General features: G+C 58.2%; 15 protein-coding genes. All 15 read left to right on the forward strand.

All coding sequences use genetic code 11. The features are described 5' to 3' along the window. The first annotated feature begins 108 nt into the window (after positions 1 to 108). The 15 genes from G7G_RS0115650 to G7G_RS0115720 all read left to right on the forward strand — a co-directional run bounded on the left by G7G_RS0115650 (position 109) and on the right by G7G_RS0115720 (position 15154). Positions 109 to 1158, forward strand: a complete 1050-nt coding sequence (locus G7G_RS0115650; RefSeq protein WP_010442382.1) for an ABC transporter ATP-binding protein — start codon at positions 109 to 111, stop codon at positions 1156 to 1158. Positions 1159 to 1243: 85 nt separating this feature from the next. Further along, a complete protein-coding gene (locus G7G_RS0115655; protein WP_010442383.1) occupies positions 1244 to 2470 on the forward strand; it encodes an ABC transporter substrate-binding protein in 1227 nt (408 codons plus the stop codon). Between the two features lie 65 nt (positions 2471 to 2535). After that, a complete protein-coding gene (locus G7G_RS0115660) occupies positions 2536 to 3564 on the forward strand; it encodes a carbohydrate ABC transporter permease (protein WP_010442384.1) in 1029 nt (342 codons plus the stop codon). A 1-nt stretch (position 3565) separates the two neighbouring features. Beyond that, the gene (locus G7G_RS0115665) at positions 3566 to 4447 is read left to right on the forward strand and encodes a carbohydrate ABC transporter permease (protein ID WP_010442385.1); all 882 of its coding nucleotides are present in this window, start codon (positions 3566 to 3568) and stop codon (positions 4445 to 4447) included. A gap of 178 nt (positions 4448 to 4625) precedes the next feature. Next, a complete protein-coding gene (locus G7G_RS0115670; RefSeq protein ID WP_010442386.1) occupies positions 4626 to 5615 on the forward strand; it encodes a nuclear transport factor 2 family protein in 990 nt (329 codons plus the stop codon). A gap of 132 nt (positions 5616 to 5747) precedes the next feature. Beyond that, a complete protein-coding gene (locus G7G_RS0115675) occupies positions 5748 to 6278 on the forward strand; it encodes an ester cyclase (RefSeq protein ID WP_010442387.1) in 531 nt (176 codons plus the stop codon). Positions 6279 to 6289: 11 nt separating this feature from the next. Then, on the forward strand, positions 6290 to 7621 hold the full coding sequence (gene hisD / locus G7G_RS0115680; protein WP_010442388.1) for a histidinol dehydrogenase: 1332 nt from the start codon (positions 6290 to 6292) through the stop codon (positions 7619 to 7621). Beyond that, positions 7618 to 8670, forward strand: a complete 1053-nt coding sequence (locus G7G_RS0115685) for an ester cyclase (RefSeq protein ID WP_010442389.1) — start codon at positions 7618 to 7620, stop codon at positions 8668 to 8670. The genes hisD and G7G_RS0115685 overlap by 4 nt, the downstream gene beginning before the upstream one ends. 1 nt (position 8671) lies before the next feature. Continuing rightward, entirely contained in the window at positions 8672 to 9439 is a 768-nt protein-coding gene (locus G7G_RS0115690; protein WP_010442390.1) for an SDR family NAD(P)-dependent oxidoreductase, read from the forward strand. Next, on the forward strand, positions 9439 to 10458 hold the full coding sequence (locus G7G_RS0115695) for a LacI family DNA-binding transcriptional regulator (RefSeq protein WP_010442391.1): 1020 nt from the start codon (positions 9439 to 9441) through the stop codon (positions 10456 to 10458). The genes G7G_RS0115690 and G7G_RS0115695 overlap by 1 nt, the downstream gene beginning before the upstream one ends. Beyond that, positions 10455 to 11429 (forward strand): nuclear transport factor 2 family protein, encoded by a 975-nt coding sequence (locus G7G_RS0115700; RefSeq protein WP_010442392.1) that lies wholly within the window; start codon positions 10455 to 10457, stop codon positions 11427 to 11429. The genes G7G_RS0115695 and G7G_RS0115700 overlap by 4 nt, the downstream gene beginning before the upstream one ends. A gap of 151 nt (positions 11430 to 11580) precedes the next feature. After that, entirely contained in the window at positions 11581 to 12543 is a 963-nt protein-coding gene (locus G7G_RS0115705) for a cupin domain-containing protein (protein ID WP_010442393.1), read from the forward strand. Between the two features lie 102 nt (positions 12544 to 12645). Beyond that, positions 12646 to 13770 carry a cobalamin-independent methionine synthase II family protein gene (locus G7G_RS0115710; RefSeq protein ID WP_010442394.1) on the forward strand — a complete coding sequence of 375 codons (1125 nt, stop codon included), beginning with the start codon at positions 12646 to 12648 and terminating at the stop codon, positions 13768 to 13770. Then, a complete protein-coding gene (locus G7G_RS0115715; RefSeq protein WP_010442395.1) occupies positions 13767 to 14462 on the forward strand; it encodes an alpha/beta fold hydrolase in 696 nt (231 codons plus the stop codon). The genes G7G_RS0115710 and G7G_RS0115715 overlap by 4 nt, the downstream gene beginning before the upstream one ends. Then, a complete protein-coding gene (locus G7G_RS0115720; protein ID WP_010442396.1) occupies positions 14459 to 15154 on the forward strand; it encodes an RraA family protein in 696 nt (231 codons plus the stop codon). Before G7G_RS0115715 ends, G7G_RS0115720 begins: the two co-directional genes overlap by 4 nt. Positions 15155 to 15165: the final 11 nt, after the last annotated feature.

The following is a 15165-nucleotide window of genomic DNA, read 5'->3' on the forward strand; positions in this document are numbered from 1 at the left end:
GCTTCCGACACGTTTGCATTCGCATGCAAAAAAAACTTGCCATAAGCTTTACTGAATGTCTATGCTTCTGCATGCGTATGCATAAGTTTGCGCGCCAGGGAGGAAAGAATGGCCGAAATTCAACTTCGCAATGTCGGTAAGCGTTGGGGTTCATTTGTCGGCGTAGACAATTTTGACCTCACAATCGCCGACAAGGAATTTCTGGTGCTCCTTGGCCCATCAGGATGTGGCAAAACCACGACCATGCGCATGATCGCGGGCCTGGAAGACGCCAGTGAAGGCGATATTCTGATCGATGGCGCACGTGTTAACGACATGGAGCCCAAGGACCGGGACGTCGCGATGGTGTTCCAGTCCTACGCCCTGTATCCGAACATGAATGTTTACGAGAATATACGGTTCCCACTGAAGGTTCGCGGCATTGATCCCGCAACACATGACGAAAAAGTGCGTCGTGCGTCGGCGATGGTCGAACTGGATGACTTCTTGCATCGCAAACCGGCAGAGCTGTCGGGTGGGCAGCGTCAGCGGGTCGCGCTGGCGCGTGCCATTGTTCGGGAACCCAACGTGTTCTTGATGGACGAGCCACTGTCCAATCTTGATGCAAAACTGCGCGTTTCTACCCGCGCCCAGATCAAGAACCTTAGCCACGAACTGGCGGTGACAACCATTTACGTGACCCATGACCAAATCGAGGCGATGACGTTGGCCGATCGCGTGGTGATCATGAAACAGGGTGTGGTGCAGCAGGTCGGCTCTCCGACCGACATTTACGATGAGCCCGCTAACACATTTGTGGCGAGTTTTATTGGCAACCCGGCGATGAACCTTGTTGATGGCGATGTCAAAGGTGGTGTGTTCCGCGCTCGAAACACCGAAGTGCAGGGGCTGAACGCACCAGACGGTCCCATCACGCTGGGATTTCGCGCCGAGGACGCCAATGTTGTGGAAAGCGGTGGCGAGATCAACGCGCCGATATACACGCAAGAGCTTTTGGGCGACAGCACGATGGTCTCGGTTCGGATTGGCGGAGCGCTTGTCTCAGTTAAGGCCGACAAAACCTATCGGGCCGAGATCGATGATCAGGTTTCGATCCATATCCACACCGATCACTGCCACTTGTTTGATGCGCAAACAGGTGCACGCTTGAATGGCTAAACGTTAAAATCCGTACCCGTCACAACGGATTCATACAAGGGTGCAGACTTCGAAGATGCACCCAAACATCCAGGGAGGAATACTTATGTTTCTAAAGAGAATCGCATTGGCTGGCTCGTTGGCCGCCTTTGCCGCGAGCGCAGGATATGCCTGTGAAATCGACGGTCGGGTCAATATTGTTGGCAACGAATTTGCGGCCATTCAGGCCGTCGCGGCCGGTGCCAAGGAATGCACCGGGGCGTCAGTAGAATCTAACCTGACATCGGAGCACCAAACCATCAACGTGGCTGGTTTGTCCGGAAACCCGTCTGAGTATACCAGTGCCATCATCGCCAACAGCTCGATAGTGGCGCTGATGAACGAAGACGTCATTCGCCCGCTAAACGATCTTGTGGAACAACATGGTCAGGACCTGCAGCCAGGACAGCTGATCAAAATTGGCGACAATATCATGGCCATCGCGTTCATGGCCAATGCGCAGCACCTGATGTACCGCAAGGATGTTCTGGAGCAGGCTGGTGTTGAAGTGCCAACCACGTATGAGGAACTGCTCGAAGTGGCCAGCGCCATTCGCGAGCAGGGGATCATGCAAAATCCGGTGGGCGGCGCCTACGCATCGGGTTGGAATCTGGCACAAGAATTCAACAATATGTTCCTTGGCTATGGTGGCCAGCACTTCAAGCCCGGCACGGCCGAACCCAACGTTAATTCTGAAGCCGGCGTAAACGCGCTGAACATGATGAAAGCGTTGTCGGAATACATGAATCCCGACTTCCTGACCCATGACTCGAACGCCACCAACGCTGAATACCGCGCGGGCAACGTTGCAATTATGAATATGTGGGGGTCGCGTGCGTCACAGCAGACCACCACCGAGGGCGTGTTGCAAGAGGTGATCGACGGTCACGCGATTGGCGCACCGCTGACAGTTGGTGGCGGGGATACCCCGGCATCGACCCTGTGGTGGGACGGCTGGACTGTCGGAAAAAACATCTCGGATGAAGAGGCCGAGGCCACATTCATCGCCATGAAACACGGTATCCGCCCGGACATGTTGAACGATGAGACCACGCCGCTAGCGGTTTGGCTGATCGAAGGCTACGAGCCCGCTGCAGATGCCGAAGGCGTTTTTGCCGCGGCGAAAATGGGCACGCCCGCTTATCCGATGCTGCCCTACATGGGTCTGATGCACAGCGCGCTTGGCAACGAACTTGCGGACTTCATGCAAGGCAAGGAAAGCGCTGATCAGGCACTTGCCGATGTCGAGGCCGCCTATCGCGCCGCCGCCATCGAGCAAGGCTATTTGCAATAACAAGCCCATTGCGCGGGCGCCTTCGATATCCGCCCGCGCAAACCCACTGACGCGAGGATTGCAACATGCGCCATAAGACATTCCTTTGGTTCTTCCTGCCCACAGGACTTGCGATGTTGCTGTTCATCGCGATGCCAATCGTGTCGATCGTGACGCAATCGATCTTTGCACCTCACCCAGCTGTTCTGCTAGAGGTCGAAAGCTGTACCCCTCTGATCGGCTGCACCACAGAGACGACCATTGACCAAGAGGCTACCGCAGCTCTGCGAGAAGCACAGCCTTTGGGGCGGTTTGTTGGGCTGGGTATTTACTTTGACCGCGGTCATTTGGCGATCCAGGAAATCAGCCAGATGTGGGCGTCCAACGAGACGTGGGACGGGTTCTTCTCGGAATTGGGAAATCTGCCTTTTTACCGGGCAATGGCGTTCACGCTTACATTCACTTTCATTGTTACGCCTCTCACGATCCTCTTGGGGCTGGTAATCGCTCTGGCAGTTAACTCACTGCACCGGCACCTCAAAGGTCTGATGATCTTCTTTTCGCTTCTGCCCATGATCGTCACCCCGCTTATCGGGTCTCTTATCCTGTTCTGGATGATCGACAGCCGCGGTGTCATTGGTAACGCTCTTGTATACATGGCCGGAGATCCGAATTTCAGCCTTAAGGCCTCAACCGGGCTGATGTGGGTTGCCTTGATGGTTTACGGCGTCTGGAGCTCGGCCCCATTTGCCTTCGTCGTGTTCTATGCTGGGCTACAAACGCTGCCTCAGGACCAGATTGAGGCGGCGCAGATCGACGGCGCAACGCGCTGGCAACAAGTCAAGTTTGTTGTCGTCCCGCATCTCATGCCACTTGTGACATTTGTTGCGCTGATCCAACTGATGGACAATTTCAAAGTGCTTGAGCCGATCATCGGGTTCAGCGCCGGAGCGCATGCACAATCCCTCAGCACCTTCATTTTGAACGACATGAGTGGTGAAACCCGGCAACTTTCATCCGCTGCTGCAACTTCTGTGATGACAATTATCGGGGTCGCCATTCTTCTGTCGCCCGTGCTTGTCCGCACATGGCGTGACTTCAAAGGAGCAAGATAAGATGGCCAGTCGCGCACAAAGAATGCCCAAAAGCCTTCGGATAGCCTCTTCTTTATTCGTGCTCCTTTGGTTCTTCCTGGCTGCTTTCCCATTCTTCTGGACGGTATGGGGCTCGTTCAAAGTCGAGTTGGATTTCTTCTCTATCGCGGACTGGACCAATGCGTTGACCGGTGCCCGAACCGAAGCAGTCTATGGCTCGCCATTCACCACCACCGGCTATGAGGGCGCATGGATACAGGAAGAATTCTGGCGCAATGTTCTCAATACCGGAATCGTGTGTTTCTTCGTGGTCACTATTTCATTGACTATCGGAACGCTGGGAGGCTACGCGCTTTCACGGTCAACCTATAATTACACGTTCTGGCTGTTGATCACGGCGTTGATATTCCGTGCGATGCCACCGATTGCGCTGGTTTCAGGATATCTGCTGCCCTTCTTTGAATGGAATATCTGGGGAATCCTCCCAACCACCATCATCGTGCTTGTGGCGATCAACCAGCCCTTTACCCTGTGGATGCTGCATTCCTTCTTCAAGAACATCCCAAGCGAATTGGACGAAAGCGCCAAAGTCGATGGCTGCAACCAGTTTCAAGCCTTCCGCCGCGTGATCATTCCGGTGATGTGGCCGGGTGTCATCACCACCGGGCTGTTCTCATTCCTGCTGGCCTATAACGACTTTGCCGTGGGGGCGATGCTGCTGTCAGAAAGCAACCGTACCATGGTGCCCGCCATTGCCGCGTTCCTCGGTACAACGCAAACCGAGGGCAACGTGATGTTCGCCGTTGCGGCCGTGGTTTCGGCCACAGTTCCACTGTTCATTCTAGTGATGTTCTTCCAGCGTCAGATTGTGGGCGGTCTGACCGCCGGGGCTGTGAAAGGCTGACTCTGATGGGACGTACGCATCCTCAGTCCGTATCTGCCCATGCGCGCGCAGCCAGCCTGAACATGGCTGCGTGCCGGGCACGACGACCCGGGCGAATTCCCTTTGCTTTGATGCGCGCAGGACCATGCGAGACGCTTCTCCGCAGACGCCTTGAACAGATCCCATAGAGACAAAGACAATGGAAAGCCTCGACCGCAAACCCTTTCTGAAATTCACCGCCGCACAACGTCATCCTGGCAACTTCCGGCCGGCCTTTGACGCCTTCTTCGCCCCCAGTGCGCAAGTCAACGTGGTGCATCCCTTCAACGAGGTCGCGGGCGGCCTCGGACTGCACGATCACGTCATCGCCCCGCTTGCCAATTCCTTCGACGGGCTGTTTCGACGCGACGACATTGTCATGGCCGGCGAATTTAACGGACAAGGCTGGATCAGCGCCACGGGCTATTTCGTTGGTCGGTTCTCACGCGATTGGCTTGGCATTCGCGCCACAGACGAGCTTGCCTATCTGCGCTTCGGCGAGTTCCACTGTATGCAGGATGGCAAGGCCGTGGAGAGTTTTGTTTTTCTGGACATCCCAGAGCTGATGCTGGCCGCTGGGCAATGGCCGATTACCGACAGCCCGGGCAAGACCCGCGGTTTCACTGGCATGATTCAGGGCCCAGCCAGCCATGATGGCATCTTGACCACCCCTCAAGACCCTGCCGAGGGTGCCAGGAGTTATCGTATGGTCACAGAAATGCTGGCCGGACTTGCCACTGAGAATGAGGCTTGGCGCCCCTACTGGCATAACAACATGGTCTGGTATGGCCCCGGCGCCTTCGGTTCTTTCGTCGGAATCGAGAGTTTTGCCAGCTTCCAGTTACCTTTCGAAGCCACCTTTGAAGGCTGGTCCGGAGGCAGTGCGGGCAACGGCATGACTGCGCATTTCACCCGCTACGGCGACGGCAACTACGTATGCTCGGGTGGCTGGCCCTCGTTGACTGGCGTGCAGATGAAATCCTTTCTCGACCAGCCCGCAAGCGGTAAACGCGTCTTCATGCGGGTCTGTGACTGGTGGCGCCGCGAGGGCGACCTGCTGGTCGAAAACTGGGTTTTTGTCGACATCCCGCATGTGCTGTTGCAGCTGGGTTACGACCTTTTTGCCGAAATCGCTGAACCAGCCGCATGAGCTGTTCCGCCAGACATAACGCCGCTGCGCGCCACCCGGCGCTCAACCGGATGCCAAGGGATTTTCTGACGGCCGATTAACCCTCCCCGTCTGTACAGAAAATCTCTTGGCAACCACATAAGGACGAGACACATGAAGGGCTCCCGCCCCGAACAGGCCGTGCTGACACGTGACACGGACATGAGCAAAACCGACGAGACCCGCGCCGTGATCGAGGGGATGGTCGATGGTTTGAACGACCACCGCATCGACGATATCGGCGAATTCTTTGCAGAAGGATTCCGCTGGATCGGCAATCAGGGCTGCGGCACCAAGACCGGGTTGCAGGAGTTTCAGGAAAACTGGCAGCGCCCGTTTCAGGCTGCCTTTTCGGATAAGACCTGCATCGACGAAGCGCGCCTCTACATGGGCGAATGGGCTGCGGCCTTTGGCCGTCAGGAAGCGACCCATTCGGGCGAGTTTCTGGGCATCGCCCCGACCGGCAAGCGGGTCGAGATCCGCTACATGGATTTCTGGAAAGTCGTCGACGGTAAGATCGTCGACAACTGGGTAAATGTCGATTTTGCCCATGTCGCCGCGCAGCTTGGCGTTGATCTGTTCAATGGCGAAGGCTGGGAAACATTCGACCGGGGAGAGAAGGTTCCGCCCCGGCCCGACAATTGAGGATTAGGACAATGGCAATTGAATATCTGAAACGCGGCAAACCCGAGGCCGACCGGGCCGAAGATGACGCCAAAACACGCGCTGTCGTCGAGGCGACGCTGAAAGATATCGAAGCTCGCGGTGACGCGGCAGTGCGCGAGTTATCGGAGAAATTCGACAACTATTCGCCTGAGAGTTTCCGCCTGAGCCAGCAGCAGATCGACGACCTGATCGCGTCGCTGACCGAACGCGAACTGGCGGATATCAGGTTTGCGCAGGCACAGGTGACGAACTTTGCGCAGGCGCAGCGCGACTCGATGCTGGATATCGAGGTTGAGACGCAGCCTGGCGTGATACTGGGCCACAAGAACATCCCCGTGCAATCCGTGGGTTGCTATGTGCCCGGCGGCAAGTTCCCGATGGTGGCTTCGGCGCATATGTCGGTTGCAACAGCGAAGGTCGCCGGTGTGCCTCGCATCATCGCATGTACCCCGCCGTTTCAGGGCGAACCAAACGCTGCGGTGATCGCGGCCATGCATCTGGGCGGCGCGCATGAGATCTATGTCATGGGTGGTATCCAAGCCATCGGCGCCATGGCAATCGGGACCGAGACCATCGATCCGGTTCACATGCTGGTTGGCCCCGGCAACGCCTTTGTAGCCGAAGCCAAGCGCCAGCTCTTTGGTCGCGTCGGTATCGACCTTTTTGCTGGCCCGACCGAGACCATGGTGATCGCCGATGAAACCGCAGCCGATGCCGAGCTTTGCGCAACCGATCTGCTGGGTCAGGCAGAACATGGCTATAACAGTCCCTGCGTTCTGCTGACCAACTCGCACAAACTGGCTGCGGAAACTTTGTCGGAAGTCGACCGCCTGCTGGGCATTCTTCCGACCGCGGGCACCGCGAAAGTGTCGTGGGACGAGTATGGCGAGGTGATCGTCTGCGACAGTTATGATGAGATGCTGCAGGTCGCTGATGATATCGCATCCGAGCACGTTCAGGTCATGACCAACCGCGACGATTGGTTCTTGGAAAACATGACCTGCTACGGCGCGTTGTTCCTTGGGCCACGCACCAATGTGGCAAACGGCGATAAGGTGATCGGGACAAACCACACCCTGCCGACCAAGAAGGCCGGTCGCTATACAGGCGGTCTCTGGGTGGGTAAGTTCATGAAAACCCACAGCTACCAGAAGGTCGTCACCGACGAGGCTGCGACGCTGATCGGCGAATACGGCTCGCGCCTGTGCATGCTGGAAGGCTTTGTCGGCCATGCCGAGCAATGCAATATCCGCGTCCGCCGCTATGGTGGGATCAACGTTCCTTACGGTGAAGGCGCCCCTTACCGAGAGGCTGCGGAATGACCGACGTCCATTCAGCGAACAAGGCGCTGATCGCCCCGTTGCGGGCGGCAATGTACGGTTTTGACGAAGCAGGGGTGCGCGCCGCGCTGGATGGGCTGATCGCACCGGGCGCGGTCGTGCATATGCCGCATCCTTTCGGTGATCTGATCGGTCCGCAGGACCTCTACGACACCTGCTATGCGCCGCTGCTGAAAGCCATGCCCGATCTGGAACGCCGGGACTGGATCGTGATGGGTGGGCCAACGGAACATGGCGATGATTGGGTCGGTTGTGGCGGGCATTACATTGGCACTTTCGTCGCCCCGTGGTTGGACATCCCGCCAACCGGGCACCTGACCCATATGCGGTTCCACGAATTCTACCGCATCACCGATGGCAAGGTTGTCGAGATCCAGACTCTGTGGGACATCCCCGAGGTGATGATGCAGGCCAAGGCCTGGCCCATGGCCCCGTCGCTGGGGCTGGAATTTTACATTCCCGGTCCGGCAACGCTGGACGGCATCGTGCCCGGACCGTGGGATGAGGCGACATCGCAGGCCTCGTGCACTCACATTGTCTCAATGCTCGAACACCTTAAGAAACACCCCAGCCAGGGCGGTCCCGCAGTGATGGAGATGGAGAAGTTCTGGCATCCGCGCATGAATTGGTACGGTCCTGCAGGGATCGGCACGGGTCGCGGTATCGCGGGGTTCCGCAACTGGCACCAGATTCCGTTCCTGAACGGTATGCCCGATCGTGGCCAGTACGTTGAGGATATCACCTATCACTTCTTCGGTGACGGCGACTATGCCGCCGTTACCGGCTGGCCCGACATGATTCAGACCGTCACGCATGATGGCTGGATGGGTATCGCGCCGTCCGGCAAGCGGATTACCATGCGCAGCCTCGATTTCTGGCGGCTCGAAGATGGTCTGATCCGCGAGAACTGGGTCATGGTCGATCTGCTGGACGCCTACCGCCAACTGGGCGTAGATGTCTTTGCCCGCCTGCGCGAGTTTAATAAGGCACGTGTTCCGGGCAAAATTCCATTCCCGGTCGGCGAGGTCTGATATGCCCCAATTCCCCAGCACCCCCAGTTTCAGCCTCAGCGGCAAGCGCGCACTTGTCGCCGGAGCTTCCTCGGGCATCGGCATGGCCTGCGCGGTTGCGCTGGCCGAACATGGTGCCGAGGTCACACTGGCTGCGCGCCGCGCAGATGCGTTGCGCGATATCGCCGAGGAAATGAGCGCCCGGGGCTGGGCTGCCCATGTGCTTGAACTGGATGTCTCGGACGTGGCGGAAACGGCTGAGTCTGTGGCGCAGAACGGACCGTTTGATGTATTGCTGAATTCGGCAGGGCTGGCCCGGCACGGTAAGGCTGTGGACACGCGACCGGATGATTTCGATGCCGTGATGGGGGTGAATGTCCGGGGCGCCTATTTCCTGACGCAAGCTGTGGCCAGGGGGCTGTTGGAGGCCGGTTGTGCCGGGTCGCTGATTAACATCTCAAGCCAGATGGGTCATGTCGGTGGCAGGGAACGCGCGGTGTACTGCGCGTCGAAATTCGCGGTCGAAGGGTTCACCAAGGCGATGGCGTTGGAGTTCGGACCCGCAAAGATCCGCGTCAACACGATATGCCCCACATTCATCTTGACCGACCTGACTAGATCGACCTTCGATGACCCGGACAAACGCGCCTGGATTCTGGACAAGATCAAGCTGGGCCGACCGGGCGAGATTGAGGATATCATGGGGGCTGTGGTCTATCTGGCCTCGGATGCGTCGGCGCTTGTGACCGGCACAGCAATTTTGATCGACGGAGGTTGGACAGCGGACTGATGGCAGCACACAAGGTTACATCCATGGACGTTGCACGGATGGCTGGGGTCAGCCAATCCGCAGTCAGCCGGGTGTTTACACCGGGCGCCTCGGCTTCGCCCAAGACGGTTGCTAAGGTACGCAAGGTGGCTGAGGCATTGGGATATCGGCCCAACGTGCTGGCCCGCGCCATGGTCTCGGGCAAAAGCGGCATCATCGGTCTGGTTGTGGCCTACCTGAACAATCAGTTCTATCCAGAGGCGCTGGAAAAACTGTCGAACGCCTTACAGGAGCGCGGGTATCATGTGCTGATATTCATGGCCTCTAATACGGCCCAGAACATCGACAAGATTGTTGGCGAAATCCTAGATTTTCAGGTTGATGGGATCGTTGCTGCTTCGGTCGCGCTGTCATCCGATCTGTCTGATCGCTGCCGGGCGGCCGGGGTGCCCATGGTTCTGTTCAACCGGGGGCAGGATGATCCCACGATGTCATCGGTCACTTCGGACAACCTGGCCGGAGGACGTAAGGTCGCCGAATTTCTGCTGGCCGCAGGGCACAAGAAAATCAGCTATGTCGCCGGTTGGGAAGGCGCGTCGACCCAGCGGGACCGCGAGGCCGGTTTTGTCGCGGCTCTGCACCAAGCGGGCTTGACGCTACACAGCCGCGAGGTTGGCAACTTTGGAACGGAAGATGCGCGGGACGCAACCCGCAGGATGTTTGCCTTGGACCCGCCTGATGCTGTCTTCGTTGCCAACGATCATATGGCGATCGCGGTGATGGACACGCTCCGGTTCGAGCTGGGCCTGAAGATCCCTGAAGACGTTTCGGTGGTGGGGTATGATGATGTCGCCGTTGCGGCCTGGCCCAGCTATGACCTGACAACAGTCCGACAGCCCGCCAACCGCATGGTGGCGGAAACGGTGGACATTCTGCTCAGTAAAATCGACGACCCGCAGATAGAGCCCAAGCAGCTTGAGATCGACGGACCACTGATCATTCGCGGCTCGGCCCGCATTCCTGAAGGATGGCAAACATGAAGGGATTTGATCCCAAATTCAAAGACTTTCCCGACTATATTATCGGGATTACCAAAGAGATATGGGAAGATCGTGGAATTGCCACTTTGCACCACTATTATGCGCCGGATATCGTTGTGCGTTCGCCCGGTTCGGTTGTGGTTGGCAATCAGGGGGTTATCGCCGCCACGATGGCAACCCTTGCCGAGTTTCCGGATCGTACATTGCTTGGCGAGGATGTGATCTGGTCGGGCACACCGGAAGAGGGCATGCTGTCGTCGCATCGCCTGCTGTCCACCGCAACGCATATGGGCGACGGTGTGTATGGCAAAGCGACCGGCAAAAAGCTGGTCTATCGCATCCTCGCCGACTGCCACGCCATCAACAACCAGATCAACGACGAATGGCTGATCCGCGACCAGAGCGCGATTGTGCGGCAGATGGGCTGGGACCCCAAAGAATACGCCCGCGACCTGATCGCCCGCGAGGGCGGGCCGGACGCCTGTGTTCAGCCCTACACTCCCGCAAACGAGCAGCCGGGTCCCTATAAGGGTCGTGGCAATGACAATGAATGGGGCCAGAAATACGCTGACATCCTGACCCGGATCATGAATGCCGATCTGAGCGTGGTTGAGGCGGAATATGATCGCGCCGTCCTGTCGGAATATCCCGGCGGCACCACGGGGCACAGCTGGGGGCCGGTGGACCGGTTCTGGATGGGCCTGCGCGCCTCTTTCCCGAATGCAGAATTCAAAATCCAGCACCAGATTGGCCGCGACGATCCGATGATGCCACCGCGCGCGGCGATCCGCTGGACGCTGCACGGCAAGCATGACGGCTGGGGCGTTTTCGGCGTGCCGACCGGGGCCGAGGTTTTTGTTCTGGGCATCAGCCAGGCCGAGTTTGGTCCCTGGGGTCTGCGCAAGGAATATACCCTGTTTGACGAAACCTCGATCTGGAAACAGATCCTGATGAAAACCGGCGATCTCTAATATGTCGCTCCGTGTCTCAAATCTGGATGCCGGGCAGGCGTTGCGGCGGTTCCACGCCCACCGCGCCAGCTTGCGCGCCCGGCGGCTTAACAATCGCCCGCCGGGAGGTTTGGTTTGATCCCAACAAAACCAAATCAAATGGAGACAAGATATGAGTACCATCGAAAGCCGCATCGTCCGTTATGGCGAACTGAAGCCGTGTAAAACCGCGTTCATCGACGCGCACACGCCGGGCTCGGACCAGAAAGAGAACTTTACCATTATTGGTGGCGGCGTTAGCGAAAGCCCCGATCAGCACGTCCATATCACCGACAAGATCGGGTTCAATATTGGCGCAGCGGGACAGCCTCCGAAGTGCCGCAACTCGCTGCACAGCCACACCACCGCCGAGGTCTTCTTTGTTGCCAAAGGCCGCTGGCGGTTCTTCTGGGGCCGCTATGGCACTGCAGGCGAATTCATCGCCGAAGAAGGCGACATCTTCAACATCCCGACCGGCATCTTCCGCGGGTTCGAGAATGTCGGCCAGGACTACGGCATGATCATGTCGATGCTGGGCGGCGACGACGCTGGTGGCGGTGTGATCTGGGCTCCGCAAGTCATTCAGGACGCGCAGGCCCATGGCCTGGTTCTGGGCAATAACGGCGTACTCTATGACAGCAAAAAGGGCGAGGAATTGCCGCACAACGTCCAGCCCATGCCGCTGCTGACCGAGGAAGAGCTGAAAGCTTTCCCCGAGGTTCCCGTTGATGCGGTGATCGGCAAATATGTCGCGCGGTACTGGGACCTGATGGCGCTGTCGGTGGACAAGCCGACAATGGTGATCGGTGAGAATGGCCTGATCAAGGACAAGCCCGGTTTCGAGGTCGATTTCCTGACACGCGGTTCGGCCGTTTCTGATAAGGTCAAGGCGGACAAGCCTGTGGTTCTGATGCCGGCCAGCGGCCATTGGCGCATCAAGATGAATGAGGTCGAAACCACTCTGTCGAACGGCGATACCGCACTGGTTCTGCCCGGTGAAAGCTACAGCGCCGAGCCGTCGATGACCGGGCAAGCGGGTCTGTACCGCATCACCGCAACCGACGATCCGGCCGGGGCGACCTGGACGGGCGCATAACGTCAAAACTGCGTGTCCCGATTCCAATCGGGGCATGCTCAGCGCATCCTGCACCGGGTTTCCGGCCCGGCGCAGGAACAAGATTTGAAGGGAGATGAAGACATGACCCGCATTTCAACTACCCATGTGGGAAGCCTGCCGCGCAGTCAGGAGGTCGTGGACTTCATCTTCGCGCGCGAGCGGGAGGAACCGTTCGATCAGGCCGCGTTCGATGCCTGCATGACCGCTGCGGTGTCCGAGACGGTGCGCAAACAAGCCGAGGCCGGGGTTGATATTGTCTCGGACGGTGAGACCTCAAAAATCTCTTATGCCACTTATGTGAAGGATCGCTATACCGGCTTTGATGGGGACAGCCCACGCAACGCGCCGGCGGACCTCAAAATGTTTCCGGGCTTTCTGCAACGATTGGCCGATGACGGCGGAACGCCGCAATATGCGCGGCCCATGTGTGTGGGTGAGGTGCGCTCGAAAGGGCAGGGTGAGCTGCAGAAAGACATAGACAATCTCAAGGCGGCGATGGCCGAACACGAGGTCGAGCGCGGTTTTATGAACGCGGCCAGCCCTGGGGTGATTTCCCTGTTTCTGCAAAATGATTTTTACCCGACGCGCGAGGCGTATCTGGCCGCGCTGGCCGATGCGATGAAGGCAGAGTACGAAACCATCGTCGCTGCTGGTCTGGATCTGCAGCTGGATTGCCCGGATCTCGCCCTGTCGCGACACATGTTGTTCACCGATCTGTCCGACGACGAGTTCGTGAAAATCGCCGATATGCATGTCGAGGCGCTGAACCACGCGTTGCAAAACGTCCCTTCAGAAAAAGTACGTGTCCATATTTGCTGGGGCAATTACGAGGGTCCGCACTGCTGTGACATCGGCATGGACAAGGTATTTTCGACGCTGATGTCCACCAAATCTCGCTATGTTCTGTTCGAAACCTCGAACCCCCGACACGCGCATGAATGGACGGTGTTCCGTGACCGCAAGGATGAGATTCCGGATGACAAGGTTCTGGTGCCCGGTGTAGTCGACACCACGACCAATTTTGTCGAACATCCCGAGGTGGTCGCCCAACGCACCCAACGCTTTGTCGATATTGTCGATGCTGAACGCGTGGTTGCCGGGTCGGATTGCGGCTTTGGCACCTTTGCAGGCTTTGGCGCGGTCGACCCGGATATCGCCTATGCCAAGCTGGGCGCGCTGGCCGAAGGGGCTGCCCTGGTCAAATGACGCCGCTTATCCTCCTGCCCGGAATGATGTGCGATGCGCGGTTGTTCACCCCGCAGGTTAACGCGCTATCAGGCAATTACCCGATCCTGTCCGCGCCCATCGGTGGCTATGACACGATGCAGGCTCTGGCCGCCGAGGTTTTGACCTATGCGCCCGATCGTTTTGCTATGGCGGGGCTCTCGATGGGCGGTATCGTGGCGATGGAAATTCTGCGGCAGGCTCCGGATCGCGTGGCTGGTTTAGCGTTGATGGACACGAACCCACTTGCTGAATTGGACGAGGTCAAGGCCAGACGCGGTCCTCAGATCAATGCCGTCGAACGGGGCAACCTGCGCAAGGTGATGGCCGAAGAGATGAAGCCGAACTACCTGACGGATGGCCCTCGCCGCGCCGCAATTTTGGATTTGTGCATGGATATGGCCATGGATCTTGGGCCGGAGGTTTTCATCAATCAATCCAAAGCCCTGCGTGATCGCCCTGAACAGAGCAATACCCTGCGGGACTTCACCGGCGCAGCGCTGGTTCTCTGTGGGCGCGACGATGCCCTGTGCCCCGTCTCAAGGCATGAGTTGATGCACGATCTGATGCCGCAGAGCCGGTTGGAGATCATCGGAAACGCTGGCCATCTGCCGACTCTGGAACAACCGCAACAAACCACGGCGGCCCTGACCCGCTGGCTGGAGATGATATGAACCAATCCCTGCTGGACCTGCTGAAAAAGGTCGACACGCCAACCGTTTGCAACGCTATCGAAGTGGCTCAGGGCAAGCGCGGTTTCAATGATTTTACCCGGGGCACAATGTTATGCTCTGATCCCGATGCGGGCGCGATGGTGGGATATGCTCGCACCGCGAAGATTGCCGCCGTGAACCCACCGGCCGAGGCACCTGACGTGATCCGCGCGCGTCGTATGGATTACTACCGGCACATGGCCGCAGGCACCGGTCCCGCCGTGACCGTGGTGGAAGACTTGGATTACCCCGACTGCATTGGCGCCTACTGGGGTGAGATCAATACGACTGTCCACAAGGGTTTTGGCATCAGCGGTGCGCTGACCAACGGCGTGATGCGGGACCTCGGCGACCTGCCGGATAAATTTCCGGTGGTTGCCGGGTCTGTCGGGCCAAGCCACGGGTTCGTGCACGTGAAAGAGGTTGGAACGCCGGTTACGATCTTCGGCCTGTCGATCAAGGACGGTGACCTAGTTCATGCCGACCGGCATGGCGCTCTGGTGATCCCGCCCGAGGTGGTGGACGAGCTTGAACGGGCGATCATCAAGCTGCTTGAAACCGAAAAACTGATCCTTGATCCCGCCCGCGCATCAGGGTTCGATTTCGACGCCTTCGAAAAAGCATGGGCGGCGTTCGAAGCCTCGAGGACTTAAACTTGCGATCG

The organism is Ruegeria conchae (assembly GCF_000192475.1).
GTDB lineage: Bacteria > Pseudomonadota > Alphaproteobacteria > Rhodobacterales > Rhodobacteraceae > Ruegeria > Ruegeria conchae.

Bases quoted from the DNA above. Each gene is read 5' to 3' on its own strand.
- G7G_RS0115650 (WP_010442382.1), top strand. From the start codon at position 109: ATGGCCGAAATTCAACTTCGCAATGTCGGTAAGCGTTGGGGTTCATTT.
- G7G_RS0115655 (WP_010442383.1), top strand. From the start codon at position 1,244: ATGTTTCTAAAGAGAATCGCATTGGCTGGCTCGTTGGCCGCCTTTGCC.
- G7G_RS0115660 (WP_010442384.1), top strand. From the start codon at position 2,536: ATGCGCCATAAGACATTCCTTTGGTTCTTCCTGCCCACAGGACTTGCG.
- G7G_RS0115665 (WP_010442385.1), top strand. From the start codon at position 3,566: ATGGCCAGTCGCGCACAAAGAATGCCCAAAAGCCTTCGGATAGCCTCT.
- G7G_RS0115670 (WP_010442386.1), top strand. From the start codon at position 4,626: ATGGAAAGCCTCGACCGCAAACCCTTTCTGAAATTCACCGCCGCACAA.
- G7G_RS0115675 (WP_010442387.1), top strand. From the start codon at position 5,748: ATGAAGGGCTCCCGCCCCGAACAGGCCGTGCTGACACGTGACACGGAC.
- hisD (WP_010442388.1), top strand. From the start codon at position 6,290: ATGGCAATTGAATATCTGAAACGCGGCAAACCCGAGGCCGACCGGGCC.
- G7G_RS0115685 (WP_010442389.1), top strand. From the start codon at position 7,618: ATGACCGACGTCCATTCAGCGAACAAGGCGCTGATCGCCCCGTTGCGG.
- G7G_RS0115690 (WP_010442390.1), top strand. From the start codon at position 8,672: ATGCCCCAATTCCCCAGCACCCCCAGTTTCAGCCTCAGCGGCAAGCGC.
- G7G_RS0115695 (WP_010442391.1), top strand. From the start codon at position 9,439: ATGGCAGCACACAAGGTTACATCCATGGACGTTGCACGGATGGCTGGG.
- G7G_RS0115700 (WP_010442392.1), top strand. From the start codon at position 10,455: ATGAAGGGATTTGATCCCAAATTCAAAGACTTTCCCGACTATATTATC.
- G7G_RS0115705 (WP_010442393.1), top strand. From the start codon at position 11,581: ATGAGTACCATCGAAAGCCGCATCGTCCGTTATGGCGAACTGAAGCCG.
- G7G_RS0115710 (WP_010442394.1), top strand. From the start codon at position 12,646: ATGACCCGCATTTCAACTACCCATGTGGGAAGCCTGCCGCGCAGTCAG.
- G7G_RS0115715 (WP_010442395.1), top strand. From the start codon at position 13,767: ATGACGCCGCTTATCCTCCTGCCCGGAATGATGTGCGATGCGCGGTTG.
- G7G_RS0115720 (WP_010442396.1), top strand. From the start codon at position 14,459: ATGAACCAATCCCTGCTGGACCTGCTGAAAAAGGTCGACACGCCAACC.